This is a genomic window from Nocardioides ferulae, from assembly GCF_003660455.1.
In the GTDB taxonomy this organism is placed as follows: Bacteria; Actinomycetota; Actinomycetes; order Propionibacteriales; family Nocardioidaceae; genus Nocardioides; species Nocardioides ferulae.
This window is the reverse complement of record NZ_QZVR01000004.1, coordinates 155,644-177,773: the sequence shown is the minus strand read 5'-3', so window position 1 is coordinate 177,773 and position 22,130 is coordinate 155,644. Positions and strand designations below refer to the sequence as shown.

Sequence of the window (22,130 nt, the reverse complement as noted above, 5' to 3'; positions counted from 1 at the left end):
GGCCCCGGCAGGGGTGCCGAGAGCGGTCGGGAGCGGCCTAGCATCGACGCAGAGCGAGGGAGCGCGGGACGAAGATGCGGCTGAGGGGTCGGGATCGGCTCGGGCGGGCCACGGCCGGCCGAGAGGGCACAGCGGACGACGCGAGCCGCCCGCCCGCCGACCGCGCCCCCGCAGCGCAGCGGCGGCATCGCGCCTGGCACTGGCTGCTCGCCGGGGGGTTGGTGCTCTGCGCCGGCGCGGCCGTCGGGTTCGTGACGCTCGGCCCCGACGACGCCGCCGGCGAGTCCCCGGCCGGCGCCGCGCACGTCCGCGTCGAGGGGAACCGGCTGGTCGACGCCCGCAGCGGACGCGGGTTCGTGCCGCGCGGGGTGAACTGGAGCAGCTTCGAGTACGCCTGCGCCCAGGGGTGGGGCTACTCCGCGCTCGACACCGTGGCGGCCGCGGACCCGTTCGCCCACGAGGCCGAGGCGATGGCCGCCTGGAACGTCAACACGGTCCGGCTCCCGCTGAACCAGGACTGCTGGCTGGGCACCCGGGGCGCCCCGGTCAGCGACGAGTACCACGAGCGCACGGTCGAGGGCTACCGCGAGCAGGTGACCCGCTTCGTGCGGGCCCTCAACGACGCCGGGGCGGTCGTCGTGCTCGACCTGCACAGCCGCAAGCGTGCCGAGACGCCGGAGTTCGGCAACCTGGCGATGCCCGACGCCGAGTCGCTGGCGTTCTGGCGGTCGCTGGCCGGCACCTTCGCCGACAACCCGTCGGTGATGTTCGACGCGTTCAACGAGCCCTACTCCCGATACGGCCCGACCGGCGAGCAGGTCTTCGACCTGACCTGGTCGTGCTGGCGCGACGGCGGCTGCAATCCGCCGGTCGAGGACGACCGGACCGCCACGCTGGGGCGGGTGACCTACCGCGCCGAGGGCATGACCGCGGTCGTCGCGGCGATCCGCGGTGCCGGCGCGGAGCAGCCGGTCCTGCTCGCCGGCCTCGACTACGCCAACGACCTGGCGCACTGGCGCGAGTTCGCTCCGGCCGACGACCAACTGGTCGCCTCGTTCCACAGCTACGACTTCAAGGACTGCGGCGACCGGGCCTGCTGGGACGAGGTGCTGGCGCCCCTGGCCGGTGCGGTCCCGCTGCTCACCGGCGAGCTGGGCGCCACCGACCCGCTGGAGGGGTACGTCGAGGACTACCTGCGCTGGGCCGGCGAGCAGGGGGTGGGCGTGCTGTTCTGGGTGTGGGCCGACCATGGCCACGATCCGATGTCACTGCTCACGCCCGACGGCGAGCCGACGGCGTACGGCGCCCTGGTCCGCTCCTGGCTGGGTGACGCCTGACGCCCCATCGACCCCTTCGGCCCCACTGAGAACACCAGTCACAGCAGCACCGCCAGACCCGCCCGGAGGCCCCGGATCGGACCGATCCGAGCTGTTACCTGGTTGTTGACACATCGTGGACACGCCGATGGTGACCCGCGACTACGTTCGAAACGACCCCGGGAGAACATCCGGAACCGGGCTGCAGGGAGTTTCGAGATGTCGGTTCAGACGACCACGTCACGGCCGGCTGGCAAGTCGGTGGGCGCAGCGACGGTCGGCCTGTTCGTGTCGCTCGTGGTGTTCGTGGTGGTGTTCGTCGCCTTCCTCATCGCCCCGTTGGCCGTCCTGCTGCTGGCCTACCTGGCCTACGTCGTGATGCGTCCGCGGTCCGGCCGCACCTCGACCTCCGGGCCGGCCGCACCGGCCGGCACCGCCGCTCAGAACTTCGGGTCGGGTGCCGCATGACCACCGTGTCGTCCGGCCCGTCCGGGGCCCCACCACGCGGCGGGTCGGCCGCCACCGACTCGCGGCCGCCCCTGGCCGGCTCCGGCGCCGCCACCCTGGCCCGCGCCCACCAGGTCCCCCGGCTCAGCCAGGCCCTCGACCCCGCCCTCGCCCGGCTGCTGCCGGAGGGCATCTGCCGCACGTTCCGGGTCGTCCCGTACGCCGTGTTCGACGGTCACCTGCTGGTCGCCGCCGCGGACGCCGACGACACCATCACCGCCCACGTGGTCACCGAGCGCGCCGACCGGCCGGTCCGGCTGGTCAAGCACACGGTCAACGAGATCGTGGCGGCGATCGACACGACCTATCCACCGGCCGAGACCGAGATGGAGACCGCCGAGTCCCGCCGCCAGCGCCTGCAGCTGACCCAGCTGCTCACCAGCGCCGGGCTGGTGACCGACGAGCAGCTCCAGCGCGCGATGCTCGAGCACTCCCGCACCGGCGACCCGCTGGGCGACATCCTGGTCGCCAACGAGGCGATCACCGAGGACGTCCTGGTCGCCGCGCTGTCGGAGATGTACCAGCTCCAGCGGGTCAGCCTCGTCGACTACGAGCCCGAGCCCGAGGTCGCCCGGCGGCTGCCGGAGCGGCTGGCCCAGACCCTGCAGGCGCTCCCCGTCGCCGAGAACGACGAGGTGGTCCTGCTCGCGGTGGCCCGGCCGCTGACGGAAGAGGCGACCGCCGACGTCGAGGAGGCGCTGGGGCGTCCGTTCCGCCAGCTGCTCGCCAACCGCGCCGACCTGGACCAGCTGATCCAGCGGGTGCACAGCAGCCACTACGCGGAGGTCTCGACCACCGGCCTGCTCGAGCTGCGTCCCGACGAGTCGGCGCACGTGGTCATCTCCGGCGCCCAGAAGGCCACCTTCATCTTCCTGCTCGCCGTGGTCACGATCTGCCTGGTGCTGTGGCCGATGGGCACCCTGATCGGCCTGGTCACCTCGTGCAGCGCGCTGTACCTCGCGGTGACGATCTACAAGTTCCGGCTGACGCTCCAGGCGCTGGGCACCCACCTCGAGAACGAGGTCACCGACGACGAGATCGCCGCGCTGGACGAGCGTCACCTGCCCGTCTACACGATCCTGATCCCGCTCTACAAGGAGGCCGGCATCGTGCCGCGCCTCGTGCGCGACATCAACGCGCTGGACTATCCCCGCACCCGGCTCGACGTGAAGCTCCTGTGCGAGGAGGACGACGACGAGACTGTCGCGAAGATCCGCGAGCTCGACCTGCCGCCCCACTTCAGCCTGGTCGTGGTCCCCGACAGCCAGCCCAAGACCAAGCCGAAGGCCTGCAACTACGGGCTGCAGCTGGCGCGCGGCACCTACTGCGTCATCTACGACGCCGAGGACCGTCCCGACCCCGACCAGCTGAAGAAGGCCGTGATCACCTTCGAGCGGGTCGACCACCACGTGGCGTGCGTGCAGGCGAAGCTGAACCACTTCAACCAGCACCAGAACCTGCTGACCTCGTGGTTCGCCAACGAGTACTCGATGCACTTCGAGCTGGTGCTCCCCGCCATGGGTGCGGCCGACGCGCCGATCCCGCTCGGCGGCACCTCCAACCACTTCCTCACCTCCACCCTGCGCGAGCTGGGCGGCTGGGACCCCTTCAACGTCACCGAGGACGCCGACCTCGGCATCCGGCTGCACCGCGAGGGCTTCCGCACCGCGATGATCGACTCGACCACGCTGGAGGAGGCCAACTCGGTCCTCCCCAACTGGATCCGGCAGCGCAGCCGCTGGAACAAGGGCTACCTGCAGACCTGGCTGGTGCACATGCGGCACCCGCTGCGGCTGCTCTCGCAGACCGGTCTGCGCGGGTTCATCAGCTTCAACCTGACGATGGGCAGCGCCTTCGTGCTGCTGCTGAACCCGATCTTCTGGACCCTCACCACGCTCTACCTGTTCACCCAGTGGGGGTTCATCGAGGCGCTGTTCCCGGGCCTGCTGTTCTACGCGGCGAGCGCGCTGCTGTTCATCGGCAACTTCCTGTTCGTCTACCTCAACGTGGCCGGCAGCCTGCAGCGCGGTGAGTTCAGCCTGACCCGCACCGCGCTGCTCTCGCCGCTCTACTGGGGCCTGATGAGCTGGGCGGCCTGGAAGGGCTTCATCCAGCTCTTCACCAACCCGTTCTACTGGGAGAAGACCGAGCACGGCCTGGATTCGGGGCACTCGTCATGAGCACCCTCGACGCCCCCGCTCCCGCCCCCAGGCCGGCCTCCGACCCGGCCTCCTCGGCGCCGCCGGCCGAGCCCACGACCACGGTCGTGATCGTCTCCAACCGCGAGCGGCTCGCCGGCGTGGTCCAGGCGGTCGGCCGCCGGCCCCCCGACATCAAGCGTCGTTGGTGGGAGAGCCTGGCCGTCTTCGTCGTCAGCACCGGCATCTTCTTGTGGTTCGGGCACTGGCTGGTCGTCGAGCAGCACGTGGTGAGCTTCGAGACCCTCGACCGGCTCAACCGCGCGCTGATGATCTGGCACAACGACCCGCCGAAGCTCTCCGCGCTCGGGTTCGACTACGCACCGCTGGCCACCCTGCTGGTCTCGCCGCTGACCCTGTTCCCCGCCCTGGCCAGCTCGCTGGTGGTCGTGCCGCTCGCCTCCGCGGTCTTCGCCGGGATCGTCATGGTCGCGATGAACACGATGCTGCGCCGGGCGCAGGTCGTGGCGCCGCTGCGCATCGCCGTGCTCGCCGCCCTCGGCACCAACCCGCTGGTGCTGCTCTACGCCTCGTCGGGCGCCCGGCAGTTCGTGTGGCTGGCCTTCCTCGTCGCCGCCCTCGGCGCCCTGTTCGCCTGGTACGTCACCGCGGACGTCAAGTTCGTGATGGTCTCCGGGCTGCTGTTCTCGATCGCCGTCCTCGCCGGCTACAGCAGCCTGCTGTTCTTCGTCTTGTCGGTGATCGCCGTGGGCGCCATCCTGACCCGCCTGGGCGCCGACGGCACCGAGGTCGAGGGCACCGCCGTCGGCTTCGCCGTGCCCACGGTCTACGCCATCGCGATGTGGACCGCGTTCAACGTGCTGCTGCTGCGGGACCCGTTCGGCTGGATCACCCAGAACAGCGACGCGGCCTCCTCCGGCGGGCTCGAGCACTTCACCCCGATGGAGCTGCTGCAGATCACCGGTGAGCTGGTGCTCTACGGCGCGCCGCTGGCGATCGTCGTACTCCCGGCGCTGCTGTTCACCGGCATCGCCGGACGCAACACCTTCGCGCTGTGGCTGGGCGTGCTGCTGCTCGCCGCGGTGCTGGCCCCGGCCGGGGCCGTCGCGCTGGAGCTGACCGACTCGCCGATGCTGATGCGCAACGCGCTGCCGATCCTCCTGATCGCCACCATCGGCGGCATCTGGCTGGCCCGCTCGGCCGGGTCGGGCAGCACCCTGGTGAGCGCGCTGCTGGTCGTCGCCCTGCTCGCGAGCACGCCGTGGACCTTCCACATGATGAAGACGTTCCGCTACCAGAACCTCGAGGCACCGTTCGCCGCAGCCGTCTCCACCGGTGAGTCGCAAGAGGGCGCGCGGACCCTCGACGGCGAGACGGTGGGCATCGTCTCCGAGCAGGCGATGGCCGAGTACATCCGCAACAACGTCACCCGCCGCGGCTCGATCCTGACCGACAACGCCCAGACGTACGCCGTCATGCTGCTCACCGGACGTCCGGACCTGTTCTACGACCGGGTGGACCGCTCCGACGGCCCCTGGAAGCGCGCGGCCCGCAACCCCGCGGAGTACGTCGACTACATGCTGGTCTCCACCGACACCTCGGCCGACCTGCTCTCCCAGCTCTACCCGGAGGTGGCGGCCGGCACCACCGCCCGCCTCAGCGTCGTCTTCCGCACCGACCGCTACGTGCTGGTGAGCATCCCGCCCGGCTTCGTGCGCGAGGAGCCCGAGGAGGAGCAGCCGGTCGCCCAGCCGCTCGCGCCGGTCATCGGGTCAGACGATCCCGACGGCACCGACAGCACCGGCACCGCCCCGGGCGACGACGAGTCCACCGGATCCACGGGCTCCTCCGGCTCCGGCAGCGAGGACAGCGACGGCGCCGCGAGCTCCACCGACGGCGGGGCCGGCGACCTCGACCTGGAGGTGTCGCCATGAGCGGGCACAAGCCCTCGCCGATCGCGCCCCCGCCGTCGATCGAGGACATCCTCAGCGCCGAGGACGATCGGGTCGGCCGGATCGACTTCCGCTCCCTGATCACCCGCGACCCCGAGCCGGAGCCGGAGACGCCGCTGCCTCCGGCACCGGCTCGGCAACAGGCCCGGCGCCCCGCCCGCCCCGCGACGGGCAAGGGCGGAGCCCAGCCCGCGCAGCGGGAGCCCGAGCCCGACCCCGAGCCGGCCGTCCCGGAGTCGATCACCCGCCCCGGTCCGGAACCGGAGTCGGATCACCGGCCCGAGCCCGAACAGCAGGTCGTGCCCGAGCCCGAACAGCAGGTCGGGAGCCGGGTCGAGCCCGAACCGCTGCCGGCCGAGGAGGCCGTAGCGGCGCCAGCCCCCGAGCCGACCCCGGAACCTGTTCCGGCGCAGGAGTCGGCGGTTCCCGCGCTCGCCGCCCGCCCCACCCCGCCGCGGCCCCGTCCGGGGAGCGGCCCGCTGGTCGAGCTCGAACTCGAGCCAGAGCCGGTCCCCGCGGCAGCACCCGACCCTGCCCCGGACGCGGTGACCGCACCGGTCCTCCAGGCCCTGCCCGAGGAGCCGGCCGACCACACTCCCGCAACCGACCTGCCGCCCGACTCGCCCGACTCGGCCGTCGAAGCAGAGCCGGAGTCCGACGCAGACCCGGAGCCGGAGCCGGCTCAGGTCTCCCCCGCCCCTTCCCAGCCGGCCGCCACCCAGCCAGCAGCCACCCAGCCGGCAGCGCCCACGCGCGCCAGGAGCAGCCACCTCGACCCGAACCCGGCCGCCCACATCGCCGAGGTGGCCGACCAGGTGCTGGACCGGCTGCGCATCCTCGAGGAGGCCACCGTGCAGCGGCTCGCCGCGCTCGAGGACGAGGCGGCCCGCCGCTGCGAGATGCTGACCGCCCAGGCCGAGCTGGACGGCGAGCTGATCCGGCTGCACGCCCGGCGTGAGGCGCACGCGATCATCGCGGCCGCCCGGCAGCGGGCCGGCGAGGACGGCCTCGAGCACGAGGCCGAGCAGCTCACCGCCATCCACGACACCGTCGCGGACTTCGCCGAGTCCCTCGAGTCCTCGCTGCACGCGGGGCCTCCCGACCCCCCTCTGCTGCCATGACGACCACCCTGACGACCGCACCGGGCCGGCGCGCCCGGTCCACCCAGCGCCGTACGCCGCGACGTGGCGTCGCCGCGATCGCCCTCGCCGCACTGTCCGTCGGCCTGCTCGCCGGCTGCGGGCAGGGCGACGAGGAGGAAGGCAACGGACGCTCCGACGTGGAGGTGGCGGTGAACCCGACCGCCGACGCGTCCGGGCTGCCCGTTGCCGAGCGCCGCTTCTTCAGCGACGACTCGCCGTGGAACGTCCGCATCGACGGCGCCCGCGTCGACCCGCGCTCGGACCGGATGATCGACCTGGCCACCATGCGCATCGGCATCGTGGAGCGGCCCGGCCAGTCGGCGCCGGTCGTCCAGCAACGGCGCATCGAGGAGGGCCTCTACATCAACACCGAGCGGTGGACCACGCCCGTGGTGGTGGGCGGCGAGCCCACCGAGGTCGTCTGCCGCCAGCTGCAGTGCGGCGACGGCGACGACACCGTGGTGCTCAACGTGCCCACCGACGTCGACCCCGACCCGCGCTACGACGGCTGGTTCACGATCTTCGACACCAGCCAGGACGTCGCCTTCGACCTGTGGCGGGCGCGTCGCGAGGCCGACGGCAGCATCTCCTACCACTTCATGCGGCGCTGGGAGCTCGACGGGCCGGGCTACAGCCCGCCACAGGTGGTGGGCGCCCGCGGCTCGGGGCTGCCGCTGTTCGCCGGGCTGATCCGGCCCGGGGAGCTCGAGGCCGGCGAGATCAACCACGCCCTGGCGATCAGCCTGCCCGGGCCGGCGCAGAACTACTTCGTGCAGCCCGCCTCGTCCACCGACGGCAACGGCGCCACCGCGTCCGTGCCCGAGGGGGCGCGGATCCGGCTGCGCCAGGACGCCGTCATCGACAAGCCCGTCGACCCGATCACCGGCAAGCCGGTCAAGCTCACCCGGCAGCAGCAGCGCTACGCGGACGCGATCGTCGCCGCGCTGCGCACCTACGGCGCGATCGTCGTCGACCGGGCCCGGGTGCCCACGCTCTACGCCCAGCGCGACGTCACCGCGCCCATGCTCGGCGGCAACGAGCTGCAGGGCCTCCACATCGACGACTTCGAGGTGATCACGCTCGGGCAGCGCTACAAGTACCCGCCCGAGGAGGTCGGCGACGACGGACTCGTCGAGGGGCGCCTCAACGACCGAGAGAGGGCCGCCTCATGAGGATGCTGCCCCGCACGACGACCCGCACGACGAGCCTATCGATGCCCCGTTCCATGCCCCGGGCGCTGCTCGGTGCAGTGCTGGCCGCCAGCCTGCTGCTGAGCGCCTGCTCCGACGACGGCGTGGACACAGCCGTCACCGACGACCGGCAGTCCACCGACCGGCGGCCCAGCGTCGACGAGCAGGAGCAGATCGAGAAGCGGTACGCCGCGCTGCCGGCGCGGCCGGCCGGCGTGGTCGACGTCGACGGCTCCACGCGCGGCTCGCTGACCGCCAGCGCCCGGTCGCGCTACCTCGCCACCGGAACCGCCAGCACCGTCAACGTCGCGAGCAACGGCGAGGAGCGCGCCTTCGAGAGGCTGTGCTCCGGCGAGATCGACGTGGTCGACTCCGCCCGCCCGATCAGCCGGGCCGAGTGGGAGCTGTGCCGCGACAACGGGCTCGATGTCGTGCAGTTCCAGGTCGCGGCCGAGGCGGTCGTGGTCGCGATCAAGTCCGAGACCGACGTCGGTGGCGACTGCCTGAGCACCGAGCAGATCCGCGACATCTTCCGGGCCGGGTCGCCGGTCACCAGCTGGGCGCAGGTCGGGCTCGACGACGTCCCGCTGGCCGTGGGCGGGCCCGACCCCAGCAACAACGCGTTCAGCTTCTTCGGCAGGACCGTCCTCGACGCTCCCGAGCCGGCGCTGACCAACCTGCGGTCCGACTACGCGGCGTTCGAGAACGACCAGGGCGCCCGGATCTTCGTCGTCGGCACGCCGCGCGAGGAGCGGCTCGCGATATTCTACCCGGAGCGGGCCCGCCGGCTCGACCTGGCCAAGAACGAGCTGGTCACCGCCCGTCAGGTGCTCGCCGACGCCCGGGCCGAACTGCGCGCGGCCCTCGCCGAGCGCGAGAAGGGCTACCGCGACCAGCGCAGCCCCGCCGACCAGGCGAAGGACGAGGCCCGCGTGCAGGCGGCGTACCAGGCGCGCAGCGAGGCCGTCGTGGCGCTGGAGCGGGTGAAGGACCGGCACGCGGAGATCCACGCCCGGTGGGTGCTCTCCCGTGACGCCCGGCGCATCGTCGAGCGGCTGCGCGGCCGGGTGGCGTACTTCCGGTTCAGCTACTACGAGCTGTTCGAGGACCAGCTGCGGCCCTTCGAGGTCACCGTGCCCGAGGGCGAGACGAACTGCATCTTCCCCAGCCAGCGGACCATCATCAGCGGCGAGTACCCCCTGTCGCGGCAGCTGCTGCTCACCAGCACCATGCGCTCGCTGGAGCGCCACGAGGTCGTCGACTTCCTCCAGCACTACCTGCGCAACGCGCAGGACGAGGCGCTCGACGCGCGGCTGGTGCCGCTGCCCGACACGTCGGTGAGCACCCAGCTCGCCTGGCTGCGGGGCGAGAAGGCGCCGGTCCTGGTGGCACCGGACGAGAGCGACCCGGACGCCCAGCCCGGGAGCACCGCGCCCACGGAGGTGCCGGCACGATGAAGCGCCGGGCCCTCGCGTCGGCGGCGGCCACGGTCGTCGTCCTGCTGACCTCCTCGCTCGCGGCGGCGGGGGCCCCCGGCGACGATGGCGCCACGCTCGACCAGCGGCGGCTCGGCACCACTGCCGCACCCGCCGCGGCACCGACCGTCACGGTCCGGGCCCGGACCGGCGACGTCCAGGTCCAGCGGGTGCGGGTCAAGTGGCACGGTTACAAACGCAAGCGCGTCTACCAGCGCTCGGCGGTCGTTCCCGGCATCGGCAACCTCAGCCTGATCTGCCGGCCGAAGGCGACGATGGTCAAGCTCTACGCGTTCGACCGGACGGCCGAGACGCAGATGTGGCTGGCGAAGTACGAGACCAAGAACGGCGTCGACGTCGTCGCCACGAAGAACGCCCGCATCTACACCTACGACCACGCCGACGACAACGGCCGCGGCGGCACCGGTCCGACGGCACACGAGGGCCTCAACCAGTTCACGCCGATCGAGGACTTCTCCACCGGCTACATCGACGGCGTGATCAGCCAGCGCCCCGGACGCAACCGGAGCGGCACCCGACCGGACCCGCCGCCCGTCACGGCCTTCAAGATCAATTGGTGGTGGGAGCGGTTCGCCTATCCGGTCAAGGACCGGTTCTGCAAGATCTCCGCGGTCCTGACCACTCGGCTGGACGCGAGCCGGGGCGTGAACTGGCACGGGGACGACGACGCGCCGGGCCACGAGTCGCAGGTCACCACCGTGCCCGGCGTCGGCGACCTCGAGGTGCGCTGCGAGTCCGACCGTGGCGGCGCCGCCGACGGCGACCGGTGGATCACCCTCACGCCACCCACCTCCGACGCCTCCGTCGACGTCTCGTGGATCAGCCAGGAGGGGCCCGTCGACGACCACGTGGAGAGCACCTGGCTCGGCTACGACCCCGCCACCGGGCAGGTGGGGCCACTGCCGCTGCCACGCAACGGCATGATGACCCTCGGCTACACCGTCGGTGGGGTACGCCGCGACCTGATCGTCTCGTCGTACTTCATCACCAACAACCGCAAGGGCCCCCATCGCAACCTCTGCGAGGTCGCGGTCGGCGAGCTCTGAGAGCCGTCCCGAGTTCGGCCCGGTGGGTCGAGACCGGCAGACTCCTGCCGTGACGGTCGACAGCTCCTCCGCCGCTCGGCGCACCGAGCTGCCGAGCACGTCCGGCGCTCTGCTGCGCCGTACCGTCCGGCGCCAACGCGGGCGGGTCGCCGGCTCTGCGGCCCTGGTGACCGTCTGGCAGATCGCCGAGCTCATGGTGCCGGTGCTGATCGGGGTGGTGATCGAGCGCGGCGTGGTCACCGGCGAGGTCGACCAGATGCTGCTGTGGGGCGGTGTGCTCGCGCTCCACTTCGTGGTGCTCAGCTACAGCTACCGGTTCGGTGCGCGCTGGGGCTTCCGAGCCCTCCAGGCCGAGTCCCATGCCCTCCGCACCGAGGTCTCCGCCCATATGCTCTCCCCCCGCGGAGCACGCCCCGACCGCCTGCCCGGCGACGTGCTGGCCCTGGCGACCGCCGACGCGGAGAGCGTGGCGACCGTGCTGCGTCAGCTCACGTTCACGGTCGCCGGTGGCGTCGGGCTGCTGGTCAGCGCGGCCGTGCTGGCCGCCATCGACGTGGTGCTGGCCGCGCTGGTGCTGGTGGGGGTGCCGCTCGTCCTCGCCGTCACCCAGGGAGCAGCACCCCGGCTCACCCGGCGCAGCGAGGCGCGTCAGGAGGCGCTCGGCGGCGCCACCGGCCTGGCCGCCGACTTCGTCCGCGGACTGCGGCCGCTCAAGGGCATCGGCGCCGAGGATCACGCGCTCGCCCGTTACCGCAGGCAGAGCCGGCAGGCGGCCGACGCCAGCATCGGCGCCGCCGGCTGGGAGGGTGCGGTGCAGGGCCTCACCGCGGGACTCAGTGGGCTCTTCCTGGCCGCGGTCGCCCTGGTGGCGGGCCTGCGCGCGCTCGACGGCGGGCTCGGCATCGGGGAGTTCGTCGCGGTCGTCGGCATCAGCCAGTTCCTGGGGGAGCCACTGCGGATGCTCACCTACCTGCTGACCCAGGTGGCCCAGTCACGCGCCTCGGCCGCTCGCATCGTCTCGTTCCTCGCAACGCCCCCTCTCGTGCTCGCTCCGGACCCGGACGGCGTCACCGCCGAGAACGCCGACCCGGGCGCGGCCGCGGATCCGGCCCTCCGCGGGCCGCGGGCCGCCCCGGACCTGCGCCTGGAGGCCGTCCACCACGGCAGCCTGGCCGGGCTCGACCTCGTGTTCGAGCCGGGCCGCCTGGTCGCCGTCGTGGCGGAGGATCCCAGCGACGCAGCCGCCCTGATGGCGCTGCTGCGGGCCGAGGCGGTGCCCACCCACGGCTCGGTGCTTCTCGAGGGGGCCGTGCTCACCTCGTGGCCGGTCGACCGGCTCCAGGAGATGCTGCTGGTCGCCGACCACCACGTCGACCTGTTCGAGGGGACGCTGCTGACGAACCTGGACCCCCGCGGAGAGCTGAGCGACGACGGGCTGCGACGTGTGCTCACCGCCTCTGCCGCGGACCAGCTGGTGAGCGCGGCCGGTGCCGGCCTGGCCGAGCCCGTCGGCGCGGACGGGACGACCCTGTCGGGTGGACAGCGTCAGCGTCTCGGCCTGGCCCGGGCGCTCGCCGCCGACGCACCGCTGCTCGTGCTGCACGACCCGACGACCGCGATCGACGCGGTGACCGAGACGATGGTCGCCGAAGGTCTGTGGCGGCTTCGGCACGGGCCCGAGCGGACGGCCGAGCGCACGACCGTCGTGGTCACCGGCAGCCCCGCGCTACTGGCCCGCGCGGACGTCGTGGTCCACGTGCGCGGCGGGAGGGCGGTGGCCACCGGCCGGCACGCGGTCCTCGTCAGCAGCGCCGACTACCGCGAGGCGGTGCTGCGGTGAACCGGCTACCCGTCTCCGACGCCCGCCAGGCGGCCCGGCTGGCCGGCTCCCTGCTGGCCCGTCGCCGCGGCGCCCTGCTGGCCAGCGCGACGATGTTCGCCGTCGCCGGTGCGGCCGGATTGGTCGCCCCCTGGCAGCTGGGCCGCATCGCCGACCTGGTGGGCGCCGACGGCGCCGCCCACGACGTGGTGCTGGCGGCCGCCTGGATCGGGCTGGCCGCCCTCGTCGCCGGCGCCGCCACCGGACTCTCGGTGGGCCTGCTGGCGCGCACCGCGGAGCCGGCGCTCGCCGACCTGCGCGAGGACGTGCTGCACCGGGCCCTGCACCTGGACACCCACGAACTGGAGACCACCGGTCAGGGGGACCTGCTCTCCCGGGTCAGCGACGACGTGCGGGTCGTCGCCGGATCGATCACCGAGGCGGTGCCGCTTCTGGTCGGCTCGGTCGTGACCATCGGGTTCACCCTCGGCGGTCTGCTCGCCCTCGACTGGCGGCTCGGCCTGGCCGGTCTCGCCGCCGCCCCGGCCTACGCCTCGGCCCTGCGGTGGTATCTCCCCCGGTCCGGCCCGTACTACCGCCAGGAGCGGGCCGCCAACGGCGACCGGGCCGAGGCGTTGCTCACCGGCATCCACGGCAGCCGCACCCTGCGTGCCTTCGGCCTCGCGGGCGCCCAGCAGGAGCACATCGAGCGAGCCTCCTGGCGCTCGGCGGCGCTCTCGCTCGACGTCTTCGACCTCCTGATGCGGTTCGGAGCCCGCACCAACCGGGCCGAGGCGATCGGCCTGTTGCTGGTGCTCGGCGCCGGCTTCGCGATGGTGCGGGCCGAGAGCGCCAGCGTCGGCGCGGTGACCACGGCCGCCCTGTACTTCCACCGGTTGTTCAACCCGATCGGGGCGCTGCTGTTCCTCTTCGACGAGGCCCAGTCGGCCGGTGCCTCGCTGACCCGGTTGGCCGGCGTCGCGCTGCTCCCGATCGATGGCCACGCGGCCGGCCAGGCGCCCTCGCACCGCGGCCTCAGCCTCGCCGGGCTGGGCCACGAGTACACCCCCGCCCGGGCCGCCCTGAGCGGTGTCGACCTCGAGGTCGCCCCGGGTGAGCGGATCGCGGTCGTGGGCGCCAGCGGCGCCGGCAAGAGCACCCTGGGCCTGGCCGTCGCCGGGCTGCTGCGACCGAGCACCGGCGAGGTGCGCGTCGGCGGCGTACCGGTGCCGGTGGCGCAACTGCCGGATCGACCGGTGGTCTCCGCGGTCAGCCAGGAGGTGCACGTCTTCGCCGGCACCGTGCGCGACAACCTGCTCCTCGCCCGCCCCGACGCCGACCCGGACCAGGTGGCGGCCGCCGTGGAGGCGGTGGGCGCGGCCGGCTGGGTGGCCGCCCTCCCACAGGGCGCGGACACGGATGTCGGCGCCGGCGCCCTGACTCTCACCCCGGCCCAGGCCCAGCAGCTGGCGCTCGCTCGCGTGCTGCTCGCCGACCCCTGGGTGGTGGTGCTCGACGAGGCGACCGCGGAGGCCGGCTCGGCCGGTGCCCGCCAGCTGGAGCAGGCCGCCCGCGCAGCCGCGCGGGGGCGCACGACCGTGACCATCGCGCACCGCCTGGTGCAGGCCCGGGAGGCGGACCGGGTGCTGGTGCTGGAGGACGGGCGACCGGTCGAGCTCGGCACCCACGACGAGCTGGTGGCCGCGGCCGGACGCTACGCCCGATTGTGGACGGCCTGGGCCGGCGACCCCGTGCCGGCCGCTCCGCCGGACGAACCGGGGCTCAGCGCGGAGGGCTGAGCGCGCGGCCCGACAGTGCCCGGCGGACGACCGCGAGCACCGGGACGCTGCCGTCCTCGACCTCGGCACGGGGCACCCAGGCGGCGGCGTCGGTGGTGCCGTCGAGCTCGACCACCCGAGGATCCGCGCCGGCGGGCACAGCGGCGGCGAAGATCAGGTGGATCGCGTGGAAGTCCTCGTGCCTGCCCGAGGGCGCGGTGCCCGCGAACGCGACGTCGTCGACCTCGAGCAGGTCGCCGACGGTGGCGTCCAGGCCGGTCTCCTCACGGACCTCGCGCACCAGCGCGTCGCGCGGCGACTCGCCGTGGTCGACCCCACCGCCGGGCAGGGTCCAGGAGCCGCTGTGGTGCCCCCGCGCCGAGATCCGGGTGAGCAGCAGCTCCTCGCCGGACCGACCGGCACGAGTGACGAGCGCATAGGCGGCGACCCGCTGCAGCCGGTGCGGCCGGTGCTCGGCGAGCGCCTCCTTGACCAGGCTCACCACCGAGACGGTGCCGTCGAGCACGTCGGCCACCGGCAGCCAGGCCGCCTCGGCGGTCGAGCCGTCGACCTCGACGACCCGCGGCGGCGGCGCGTCGACCGGCACCCACCCGTCGTACACGATGCGCAGCGCGTGCACGTCGACCCGGCGCCCGTCGCGCCACGCCGCGGGGACGTGCATCGAGAAGACTCGAGCGGTATCACCGATCTCGACGTCGAGGCCGGTCTCCTCGTGCACCTCGCGGACGACCGCGTCCCGCGGGTCCTCGCCGTGGTCGAGTCCTCCTCCCGGCAGCGTCCACAGCTCGTCGTCGGTGAGCCTGGACGAGAGCCGGCTGAGCAGGATCTTGTCCTCGCGCAGGATCACTGCGTACGCCGCGACGCGCTGCACGATCGGGAGGTCCGCCATGCCCCGACCTTAGGAGACCGCGCGCGACCGAGTTCCACCAGCGTGGCCATCACATGGCACCAGTTCGCCGCGTGCGGTGCCTATGCTCGACGTAGGGCCGCACGTCCGCGAGGTTCTTTGGACAGTGCTCGCGCTCGCCGACTCCCCCGGTCCGTCGGAGATGGCGCGGTGGCTGCACACTCTCGGCTACCGCGGCCACATCACGACGAAGACGCGGGCATACTCGACCACGATGGGTGCCCTCCGGACGCACCGCGCCGAGTGGCGAGCCAGCAAGGCCGAACCCGTCGATCAAGAGGAACCACCTGCGGCCGCCCGCTGGCGGTTCGTCCAGGTCGGCCACCGCAAGGAAGGCGAGCGGCTGTTGGCGATGACGGCCGACGCTGTAGCGCGGACGCCCGCTTCGCGCCCGGGAACGGTCTCTCAGGGTCGTCGGTGAATCCGACGAGGAACGCCCGGGCGCCGAGACCGAAGCCGATCTGCTCGAACACGTCACGCGCGACACGCTCCAGGCCGTTGCGGAAGTGGGGCTGAAACCCCCACATGAACTGCGCGATCGACTTCCTCACGGATCCATCCTTTCGCCTCCCTCACTCGGGCCGCGTCAAGACGTCGAGGAACTCGTGATTGACGAACAGCAGCTCGCGCCCGACCTTGACGTCGCTGAGCAGGCCAGCTCCCACCAATGCGTGCAGCCATGTCGAGGCGGTCTGCCGCGATACATCGCATCGCTCAGCCACGGTGCTGATCCGGCAGTACGGCTGCTCGAAGAGGACGTCGAGGAACTGTGCGTCACGGCCACCAGGCGTGGCAGCGCGAGCGCGCTCAGCGATGTCGTCCTGACACCTTCGAATTGCGCCGATCTTCCGAGTCGTCGATGTTGCCGACTCGCGCACCACGTCGAGCATGTAGAGGATCCAGTCGACCCACGCTTTCTCAGCCGTCACTTCCCGCAGCAGGCGGTAGTAGTCGTTCTTCCGGGCGATGATCGCTCGCGACAGGTACAGGATCGGCTCGTCGAGCAGGCCTGCCTCGATGAGCATCAGGATATTGAGAACGCGGCCAGTACGCCCATTGCCATCGTGGAAGGGGTGGATCGCCTCGAACTGATAATGGGCGACGGCCATCCGAACCAGCGGGTCGAGGTCATCCTCTGCGTGGACAAAGCGCTCCCAGGCCGAGAGCTTGTCGCGAATCACGCTTGCGCCCTCCGGTGGCGCGTAGACGATCTCGCGGGTGGTCGGGTTGGCGATCCGCGTCCCCGGCACCGCACGCACATCCATCTCGCGGCCGTGAAGCTCGGAGCACACCCGGACGGCGGTTGCCGCAGTGATCGGCCTGCTCCTGATCGCATCGACACCTGCGAAGAGAGCGTTCCTGTAGCGGAGCGCCTCCTTGGTCGCCTGGTCGCCTCCACCGGACTCGACGTGCTTGAACAGCTCGTCAGCGGTCGTCACGATGTTCTCGATTTCGGAGCTCGCCTGCGCCTCCAGCAGCGGGACGGCATGGATCAGGATGTTGGGGTTCGGCAGCAACCGCCCTGCCTGGGCGAGCGTCGCGAGCGCAGTCCGAGCCTCGACGGTGGCTTTCAGCACAACCTTGGGCTCCAGGTCGATCCTCTCGGGAGGTAGCGGCGGCAGGTCGTTGAAGGGGACCGCGGCACTCCAGGTCATATGTCAGCTCCTTCAACGCTTTCCGGCGACGTGTTAAGTTTTCTGGGAAAACCTAACACGTTCTCGAGACCTGTACGTGACTGGACGCGACCCAGGCACGACGCGACCGCCGCGACATCACTCCGCCCGCCGACCCAGCTGGATGTCGGCCTGCTCGGCCATGCGGTCGATGCCACCGTAGGCGTTAGGGGGGTCGCGAGGAGTTATCGCGCTGTCCGGACGTATCAGGTGCTTGAACACGTTCGCCTGCGGGGCCCGTCGAGGGCCGCCCTGGAACGCTGCGGACGCTTCGGCTGCGACATGATGACGTGGTGCAAACCGACGATCTCGATCGACTCCACGCAGAGATTCGCAGGGCAAGTCGTGGCCCGGCAGAGGAGTACGCCAATGTCCTGGAACGCGCCATCGCGACCTGCGAAGGCGACCCGGCTGCGGCGGACTACCTCGACGTTGTCGATCTCCACAGCGAGCTGGCCGAGGCCTACGACCAGCTCGGCCGGGTCGAGGAGGCGCTAGGCGAGGCAGACCTGCTGGTGGAGCTGGGATACAGGAGTCAGCCGGATCCTCGCTGCCGCCGCGCAGAGATCCTGACCCGGCACGGCCGGCTCTCGGACGCCGCCGAGATCTGGGAGGCGGTCGCAACAGACACCCCCGACGACGTGTGGGTCTACAACAACGCCGGCCTGGAGTACGGCGCGGTCGGCGAGCACGAGCTGGCACTGGATTGGCTGACTCGCGGACTCGAGCTCGCGGTCGGCTCGGGGGACCCTGAACAGCTCTTCGACCAGCTCCGAGACTTGCGCGCCGCATCGCTGGCCAAGCTGGGGCGCGAGGCGGACGAGCTCCAGGCCGCGTCTCCTTCCCTGACAGTGCCCGCCCACTGGGCGCAGTCCGGCCCCCGGCTCACTCGAGAGGTCACGCCCGTGGGCGAGCCGGCCCCGATGGTCCCGATCGCATTGGCCTGGCTGCCCGCCGACGAGTACGCCGACTGGCCGCAGCGCTGGCCCGACCTCGCCGACAGCCCGCTCATGCACGACGAAGATGGCCAGCCGGTCAGCCACGCCGTCTACTGCCGACGCATGGAGGGTCGGCTGCGGGCCCACGCCGAGGCCGGCATGCCGAGGCTGTCCGTGGTGCCCGTCCGGTCGGCTGAGTTCAAACCCTGGGTAACCGAGAGCGCACCAGACGAGCCGGACCCCTCGCAGCTGCGGGCCCAGTACGCAGCCGACGTGGCGCGAGACCCAGCACGCACGGTCACTTGGCCGCCGGGACGCAACGAGCCGTGCTGGTGCGGGTCGGGTCGCAAGTACAAGAAGTGCTGCGGGGCGCCCGGGGGACCGCTGTGAAGACGCTCAGGCTGCGGGTCACCATGCAGGAGGTCGAACCGCGGGTCGAGCGGGTCATCGACGTACCAGCCGCGATCACCCTCGACGAGCTCCACGAGGTGCTGCAGGTCGCCATCGGCTGGACCGACTCCCACCTCCACCAGTTCCGCACCGAGGACGCCGTCTACACGGTGCCCTTCGAGGACTGGGTCGAGGACCGCGAGGTCGACGAGCGCGGCGTACGCCTGTCCACGCTGCCGGCCCGCTTCGTCTACGCCTACGACCTCGGCGACAACTGGCGGCACGACGTCGAGGTGCTGGGCCGAGGCGACGATCAGCCGGGCTGCGTCGACGGCCAAGGGGCCTGCCCGCCGGAGGACTGCGGCGGCGCCGGCGGCTATGCCGATCTCCTCAAGGCCCTCGCCGACCCGAGGGACCCCGAGCGCGAGTCGATGCGCACCTGGGTCGGCGATCGGCTGCGACCGTTCGACCAGCACGCGACGGCCCACAGGGTCCGCGACGCGGTCGGCGCTGTGCCCGACAGCGTCCGCCTCGTGCTCGGCCTGCTCGCCGACGGGGTCAAGCTCACGCCCGGTGGCCGGCTTCCGCGGTCGGTGGTCCGCGCCGTTCAGCAAGTGCGTCCAAGCTGGAATCCGATGGGGCGGCTCGCCTCCATCGAGGGGGACCTGCTTCCCCTGGCCGTCCTGCACGACTTGCTGCGGCACGTCCGGCTGGTCCGCCTCACCAACGGCGTCGTGCGCCCCACGAAGGCGGCAGCCGACGAACTCGAGACCGTACGTCGCCTCAGATCCTGGTTCGACGAAGGCGCGTTCCACACCATGACCGCGGAACGCGCCGTCGCATTGCTCGCGGCCCGCGGCCCGCTTCAGGTCGCCCAGATCGCCGCCGAGGTGCATCCGCTACTCGGCCACGGGTGGAGCCGCGACGGGAAGCCCATCACCACCCGTGACGTGGAGGACGAGCTCCGCAACCTGGCGCACCAGCTTCAGGCACTGGACCTCATCACCCGCAGCCGATCAGAATGGTCCCCGGGACCATCGGCTCGCTCGCTGCTACCCGGCGCGAACCTGCTCGCCGACCTGCTCTGATCGGCTGCCGCTGGGCGACCAGTGATGGGGGTCAAGTGAGGCACGAGTGTGATGCACGACTCTCCGGAGGGTCGGCCTACTCGCGGCGGCGCTTGACCGGCAAGGCGAGGTCAGGAGAACGGCGGGCGGGCGTCGCGGGCGATCGAGCGGCGGCCGGCCCAGCGCCACACCCGGGCGGCGCGGTCGCGGTCCTCGTCGGTGACCAGGTTGCCCATCCAGCGCAGGGCCAGCGTCATCAGCAGGTCCGAGCGCATGCCGACGGGGCCGAGCGTGGGCAGCAGCCGCGGGACCGTGACCAGCCCGGCCAGCCGTCGGGCGATCGAGAACGACTCGCCGTAGTGGTCGCGCAGCAGCGCGGGCCAGACCGCGGCAAGGTCGAAGCTCTCCCCCGGCTGCTCGGCGAGCAGCTCGGCGACCAGCCGGCCGGTCTCGAGCCCGTAGTCGATGCCCTCGCCGTTGAGCGGGTTGACGCAGGCCGCGGCGTCGCCGATCAGCGCCCAGTTCGGCCCGGCGACGTTCGAGACCGCGCCGCCCATCGGGAGCAGCGCCGAGGTGGGGGCGCGCAGCTCGCCGGAGAGCCGGAACTCCTCACGGCGCTGCTCGGCGTAGTGGGCCATCAGCGGCCGAAGCGCCACGTCGGCGGGACGCTTGGCGGTCGCCAGCGTGCCGACACCGAGGTTCACCTCGCCGGTGCCGAGCGGGAAGATCCAGCCGTAGCCGGAGAGCACCTCGCCGCCGGTGCCGCGCAGCTCGAGGTGGGAGCTGATCCACGGGTCGTCGGAGCGCTCCGAGGCGAGGTAGGAGCGGCCGGCGACGCCGTAGACGGTGTCGCGGTGCCACTCGCGACCCAGCTTCTTGCCCAGCGGGGAGCGCACCCCGTCGGCGACGACCAGCCGCCGGCAGGCGACCTCGTGGCGCTCGGGGCCGTCCGCACCGCGGCGCTCGAACACCACCGCCCGGACCCGCCCGCCCTCGAGCCGCACGTCGACGGCCCGGACGCCGTCGACGGCGAGGGCACCCGCCTTGATCGCGGTGGTGCGCAGGTGGTCGTCGAGCTCGGTGCGGGCGACCGCGGAGCCCCAGTCCGGCAGGCTCGACCCGCCCGCGGTCCACGGCAGGTGAAGAGTCTGGCCGAACCCGTGCGCGCGCAGCCCCTTGCTGACCGTGTGGGCACGCAGCCAGTCCTCGAGATCGAGTCGCTGCAGCTCGCCGACCGCCCGCGGGGTGAGCCCGTCGCCGCAGGTCTTGTCGCGGGGGAAGACGGCAAGGTCGGTCAGCAGCACGTCGAGCCCGTGCCGCGCGGCCCAGGCCGCCGCGCCCGAGCCCGCCGGCCCGGCGCCCACGACGAGCACGTCGGTCGACTCGGGGAGCGCGTTCACCCCTCGATTGTCTCAGGGGCAGGCGAGCCTCAGAAATCCGGCCGACACCGGTGCGGGTCAGGCCGGGCCGATGGAGAGCCGGAACGGCAGGGAGGCGTCGGCGGCGACGGTGGTGGCGACCACGTCGTAGGTGCCGGCCGGCAGGGGCGGCAGCGTCGCGGTCGCCTTGCCCGGGCCTTCGACCTTCAGCGACTTCGCCGGGTAGGACGTGCCACCGTCGACAGCGGTCAGCACCAGGCTCTTCAGGCCGAGCAGGTAGTTTCCGAAGACGATGACGGTCCCACCGGCCGGGTCCGCACCTACTACCCCGCTCACCTCCGGCATCTTGGCGGTGACCCTGTCGAGCGTGGTGCTGGCGGTGCCGCCGTACTTGGTGGACACGGTGAGAACGCCACCGACGACGGGCGCTCCGACCGGGATGGTGACGGTCAGCGACGTCGGGTCCTTCGACTTGGTGAACGTTGCCTTCTTGTTGTCGTACATGACACTGGTGACGAGGTTCAGGTCGGTCCCCGTCAGCGTCACCTTCGTCGGCAGCTCGGCGACCGCGGTACCGCTGACAGCGGTGATGGTCGGCTGGGTGGGCAGGTAGGTGACGTAGCCGACGTACTTCGCCAGCCGGGCATCCGAGACCACGACGTCCTGCGCGCCGACCAGTCCGGCCGGGTAGTGGACGGTCAGTTCGGTGGCGCTCTTCAGCTCGGTCTTGGCCTTCTTGCCGCCCACGCTGACCTTGGTGGCCTTGCTGAAGTTCGTCCCGGTGATGCTGGCACCGGGCAACCCGGTCTCGCTGATCGGCTCGAGCTCGCCCAGGTTTGTCGCCGTCGTGGTCACGGTGAGGTCGAGCAGGTAAGAGAACTTCGGCCCCTTGGTCGCCGTCCCCACAGTCACCATCACCGTCGTGGCACCCGCGACGACCTCGGTCGGCGCGTTCGGCACCGTGACCTCGAGGGCCGTCTCGGAGACCGCCTTCGAGACGACGGCGTCCGCGGTGCCGAACTTCACGGGGTGGGGGACCAGGCTCTCCCCGACCTTGCGCGCCAGGTTCGAGCCCACGACGAGAACGGTCTGACCGGGCACGCCAGTGGCGTTGGAGAGGCGCTTGACCGTCGTGACGGGCTCGTCGATGCGGGCCACGCCGGGGGTGAGGCCACCGGACGCGGACACCGAGAGCGCGGGCACCGCGGTCAGGGCAGCGCCGCCGAGGAGTACGGCCGCGAAGATGGCCGCCACTCGTGCGGCCCGGCTCCGGCGAACAGACATGTGAGCTCCTGCTGGTCTGCTGGGTGACGCCGACGGCGCGCGCCGGCGGCGACCGTCCGGCCCGAC

17 protein-coding genes and 1 pseudogene are annotated in these 22,130 nt (G+C 72.2%); 13 read left to right on the top strand and 5 right to left on the bottom strand.

The features are described 5' to 3' along the window. The first annotated feature begins 74 nt into the window (after positions 1-74). The 10 genes from D6B71_RS07120 (at position 75) to D6B71_RS07075 (ending at position 14,426) form a co-directional block, all read left to right on the top strand. Positions 75-1,337, top strand: a complete 1,263-nt coding sequence (locus D6B71_RS07120; protein ID WP_121253452.1) for a glycoside hydrolase family 5 protein — start codon at positions 75-77, stop codon at positions 1,335-1,337. Positions 1,338-1,535: 198 nt separating this feature from the next. Continuing rightward, a complete protein-coding gene (locus D6B71_RS07115; protein ID WP_121253450.1) occupies positions 1,536-1,784 on the top strand; it encodes a hypothetical protein in 249 nt (82 codons plus the stop codon). Continuing rightward, positions 1,781-4,003 carry a glycosyltransferase gene (locus D6B71_RS07110; protein ID WP_121253448.1) on the top strand — a complete coding sequence of 741 codons (2,223 nt, stop codon included), beginning with the start codon at positions 1,781-1,783 and terminating at the stop codon, positions 4,001-4,003. Before D6B71_RS07115 ends, D6B71_RS07110 begins: the two co-directional genes overlap by 4 nt. After that, complete coding sequence (locus D6B71_RS07105) at positions 4,000-5,916, top strand: hypothetical protein (RefSeq protein ID WP_121253446.1); 1,917 nt, start codon at positions 4,000-4,002, stop codon at positions 5,914-5,916. Before D6B71_RS07110 ends, D6B71_RS07105 begins: the two co-directional genes overlap by 4 nt. Then, positions 5,913-7,055, top strand: a complete 1,143-nt coding sequence (locus tag D6B71_RS07100) for a hypothetical protein (RefSeq protein WP_121253444.1) — start codon at positions 5,913-5,915, stop codon at positions 7,053-7,055. Before D6B71_RS07105 ends, D6B71_RS07100 begins: the two co-directional genes overlap by 4 nt. After that, the gene (locus D6B71_RS07095) at positions 7,052-8,248 is read left to right on the top strand and encodes a hypothetical protein (RefSeq protein WP_121253442.1); all 1,197 of its coding nucleotides are present in this window, start codon (positions 7,052-7,054) and stop codon (positions 8,246-8,248) included. The genes D6B71_RS07100 and D6B71_RS07095 overlap by 4 nt, the downstream gene beginning before the upstream one ends. A 41-nt stretch (positions 8,249-8,289) precedes the next feature. After that, on the top strand, positions 8,290-9,723 hold the full coding sequence (locus D6B71_RS07090) for a substrate-binding domain-containing protein (protein WP_164519568.1): 1,434 nt from the start codon (positions 8,290-8,292) through the stop codon (positions 9,721-9,723). After that, positions 9,720-10,808: a hypothetical protein gene (locus D6B71_RS07085; RefSeq protein ID WP_121253438.1), complete on the top strand. Its 1,089-nt coding sequence runs from the start codon at positions 9,720-9,722 to the stop codon at positions 10,806-10,808. Before D6B71_RS07090 ends, D6B71_RS07085 begins: the two co-directional genes overlap by 4 nt. Before the next feature lie 49 nt (positions 10,809-10,857). Beyond that, on the top strand, positions 10,858-12,648 hold the full coding sequence (locus D6B71_RS07080; RefSeq protein ID WP_121253436.1) for an ABC transporter transmembrane domain-containing protein: 1,791 nt from the start codon (positions 10,858-10,860) through the stop codon (positions 12,646-12,648). After that, positions 12,645-14,426, top strand: a complete 1,782-nt coding sequence (locus D6B71_RS07075; RefSeq protein WP_121253434.1) for an ABC transporter ATP-binding protein — start codon at positions 12,645-12,647, stop codon at positions 14,424-14,426. Before D6B71_RS07080 ends, D6B71_RS07075 begins: the two co-directional genes overlap by 4 nt. Here D6B71_RS07075 and D6B71_RS07070 read toward each other — a convergent pair. After that, a complete protein-coding gene (locus D6B71_RS07070; protein ID WP_121253432.1) occupies positions 14,410-15,315 on the bottom strand; it encodes an NUDIX domain-containing protein in 906 nt (301 codons plus the stop codon). The genes D6B71_RS07075 and D6B71_RS07070 overlap by 17 nt on opposite strands. A 76-nt stretch (positions 15,316-15,391) precedes the next feature. Between D6B71_RS07070 and D6B71_RS23910 the strand changes: the two genes are divergently transcribed. Beyond that, positions 15,392-15,754: a replication initiator gene (locus tag D6B71_RS23910; protein WP_420846306.1), complete on the top strand. Its 363-nt coding sequence runs from the start codon at positions 15,392-15,394 to the stop codon at positions 15,752-15,754. Here D6B71_RS23910 and D6B71_RS23905 read toward each other — a convergent pair. Both D6B71_RS23905 and D6B71_RS07060 read right to left on the bottom strand, forming a co-directional pair. Next, positions 15,750-15,860: pseudogene (locus D6B71_RS23905) on the bottom strand (hypothetical protein); the annotation flags it as partial. The gene D6B71_RS23910 and the pseudogene D6B71_RS23905 sit on opposite strands and share 5 nt — an antisense overlap. 45 nt (positions 15,861-15,905) lie before the next feature. Beyond that, positions 15,906-16,988, bottom strand: a complete 1,083-nt coding sequence (locus D6B71_RS07060) for a Fic family protein (RefSeq protein WP_121253428.1) — start codon at positions 16,986-16,988, stop codon at positions 15,906-15,908. 311 nt (positions 16,989-17,299) lie between these two features. Here D6B71_RS07060 and D6B71_RS23080 point away from each other — a divergent pair, with 311 nt between their 5' ends. Together D6B71_RS23080 and D6B71_RS07050 are read left to right on the top strand one after the other, a co-directional pair. Beyond that, complete coding sequence (locus D6B71_RS23080) at positions 17,300-18,334, top strand: SEC-C metal-binding domain-containing protein (RefSeq protein WP_206051606.1); 1,035 nt, start codon at positions 17,300-17,302, stop codon at positions 18,332-18,334. After that, entirely contained in the window at positions 18,331-19,422 is a 1,092-nt protein-coding gene (locus D6B71_RS07050) for a plasmid pRiA4b ORF-3 family protein (RefSeq protein ID WP_121253893.1), read from the top strand. The genes D6B71_RS23080 and D6B71_RS07050 overlap by 4 nt, the downstream gene beginning before the upstream one ends. Before the next feature lie 110 nt (positions 19,423-19,532). Here the strand turns inward: D6B71_RS07050 and D6B71_RS07045 are convergent, their stop codons facing one another. Next, on the bottom strand, positions 19,533-20,801 hold the full coding sequence (locus D6B71_RS07045; RefSeq protein ID WP_121253426.1) for a geranylgeranyl reductase family protein: 1,269 nt from the start codon (positions 20,799-20,801) through the stop codon (positions 19,533-19,535). Positions 20,802-20,858: 57 nt separating this feature from the next. Continuing rightward, positions 20,859-22,064, bottom strand: coding sequence for an IPT/TIG domain-containing protein (locus tag D6B71_RS07040; RefSeq protein WP_121253424.1), 1,206 nt, complete (start codon positions 22,062-22,064; stop codon positions 20,859-20,861). Positions 22,065-22,130: the final 66 nt, after the last annotated feature.

Bases quoted from the DNA above. Each gene is read 5' to 3' on its own strand.
- D6B71_RS07120 (WP_121253452.1), top strand. From the start codon at position 75: ATGCGGCTGAGGGGTCGGGATCGGCTCGGGCGGGCCACGGCCGGCCGA.
- D6B71_RS07115 (WP_121253450.1), top strand. From the start codon at position 1,536: ATGTCGGTTCAGACGACCACGTCACGGCCGGCTGGCAAGTCGGTGGGC.
- D6B71_RS07110 (WP_121253448.1), top strand. From the start codon at position 1,781: ATGACCACCGTGTCGTCCGGCCCGTCCGGGGCCCCACCACGCGGCGGG.
- D6B71_RS07105 (WP_121253446.1), top strand. From the start codon at position 4,000: ATGAGCACCCTCGACGCCCCCGCTCCCGCCCCCAGGCCGGCCTCCGAC.
- D6B71_RS07100 (WP_121253444.1), top strand. From the start codon at position 5,913: ATGAGCGGGCACAAGCCCTCGCCGATCGCGCCCCCGCCGTCGATCGAG.
- D6B71_RS07095 (WP_121253442.1), top strand. From the start codon at position 7,052: ATGACGACCACCCTGACGACCGCACCGGGCCGGCGCGCCCGGTCCACC.
- D6B71_RS07090 (WP_164519568.1), top strand. From the start codon at position 8,290: ATGCCCCGTTCCATGCCCCGGGCGCTGCTCGGTGCAGTGCTGGCCGCC.
- D6B71_RS07085 (WP_121253438.1), top strand. From the start codon at position 9,720: ATGAAGCGCCGGGCCCTCGCGTCGGCGGCGGCCACGGTCGTCGTCCTG.
- D6B71_RS07070 (WP_121253432.1), bottom strand. From the start codon at position 15,315: ATGGCGGACCTCCCGATCGTGCAGCGCGTCGCGGCGTACGCAGTGATC.
- D6B71_RS07060 (WP_121253428.1), bottom strand. From the start codon at position 16,988: ATGACCTGGAGTGCCGCGGTCCCCTTCAACGACCTGCCGCCGCTACCT.
- D6B71_RS07040 (WP_121253424.1), bottom strand. From the start codon at position 22,064: ATGTCTGTTCGCCGGAGCCGGGCCGCACGAGTGGCGGCCATCTTCGCG.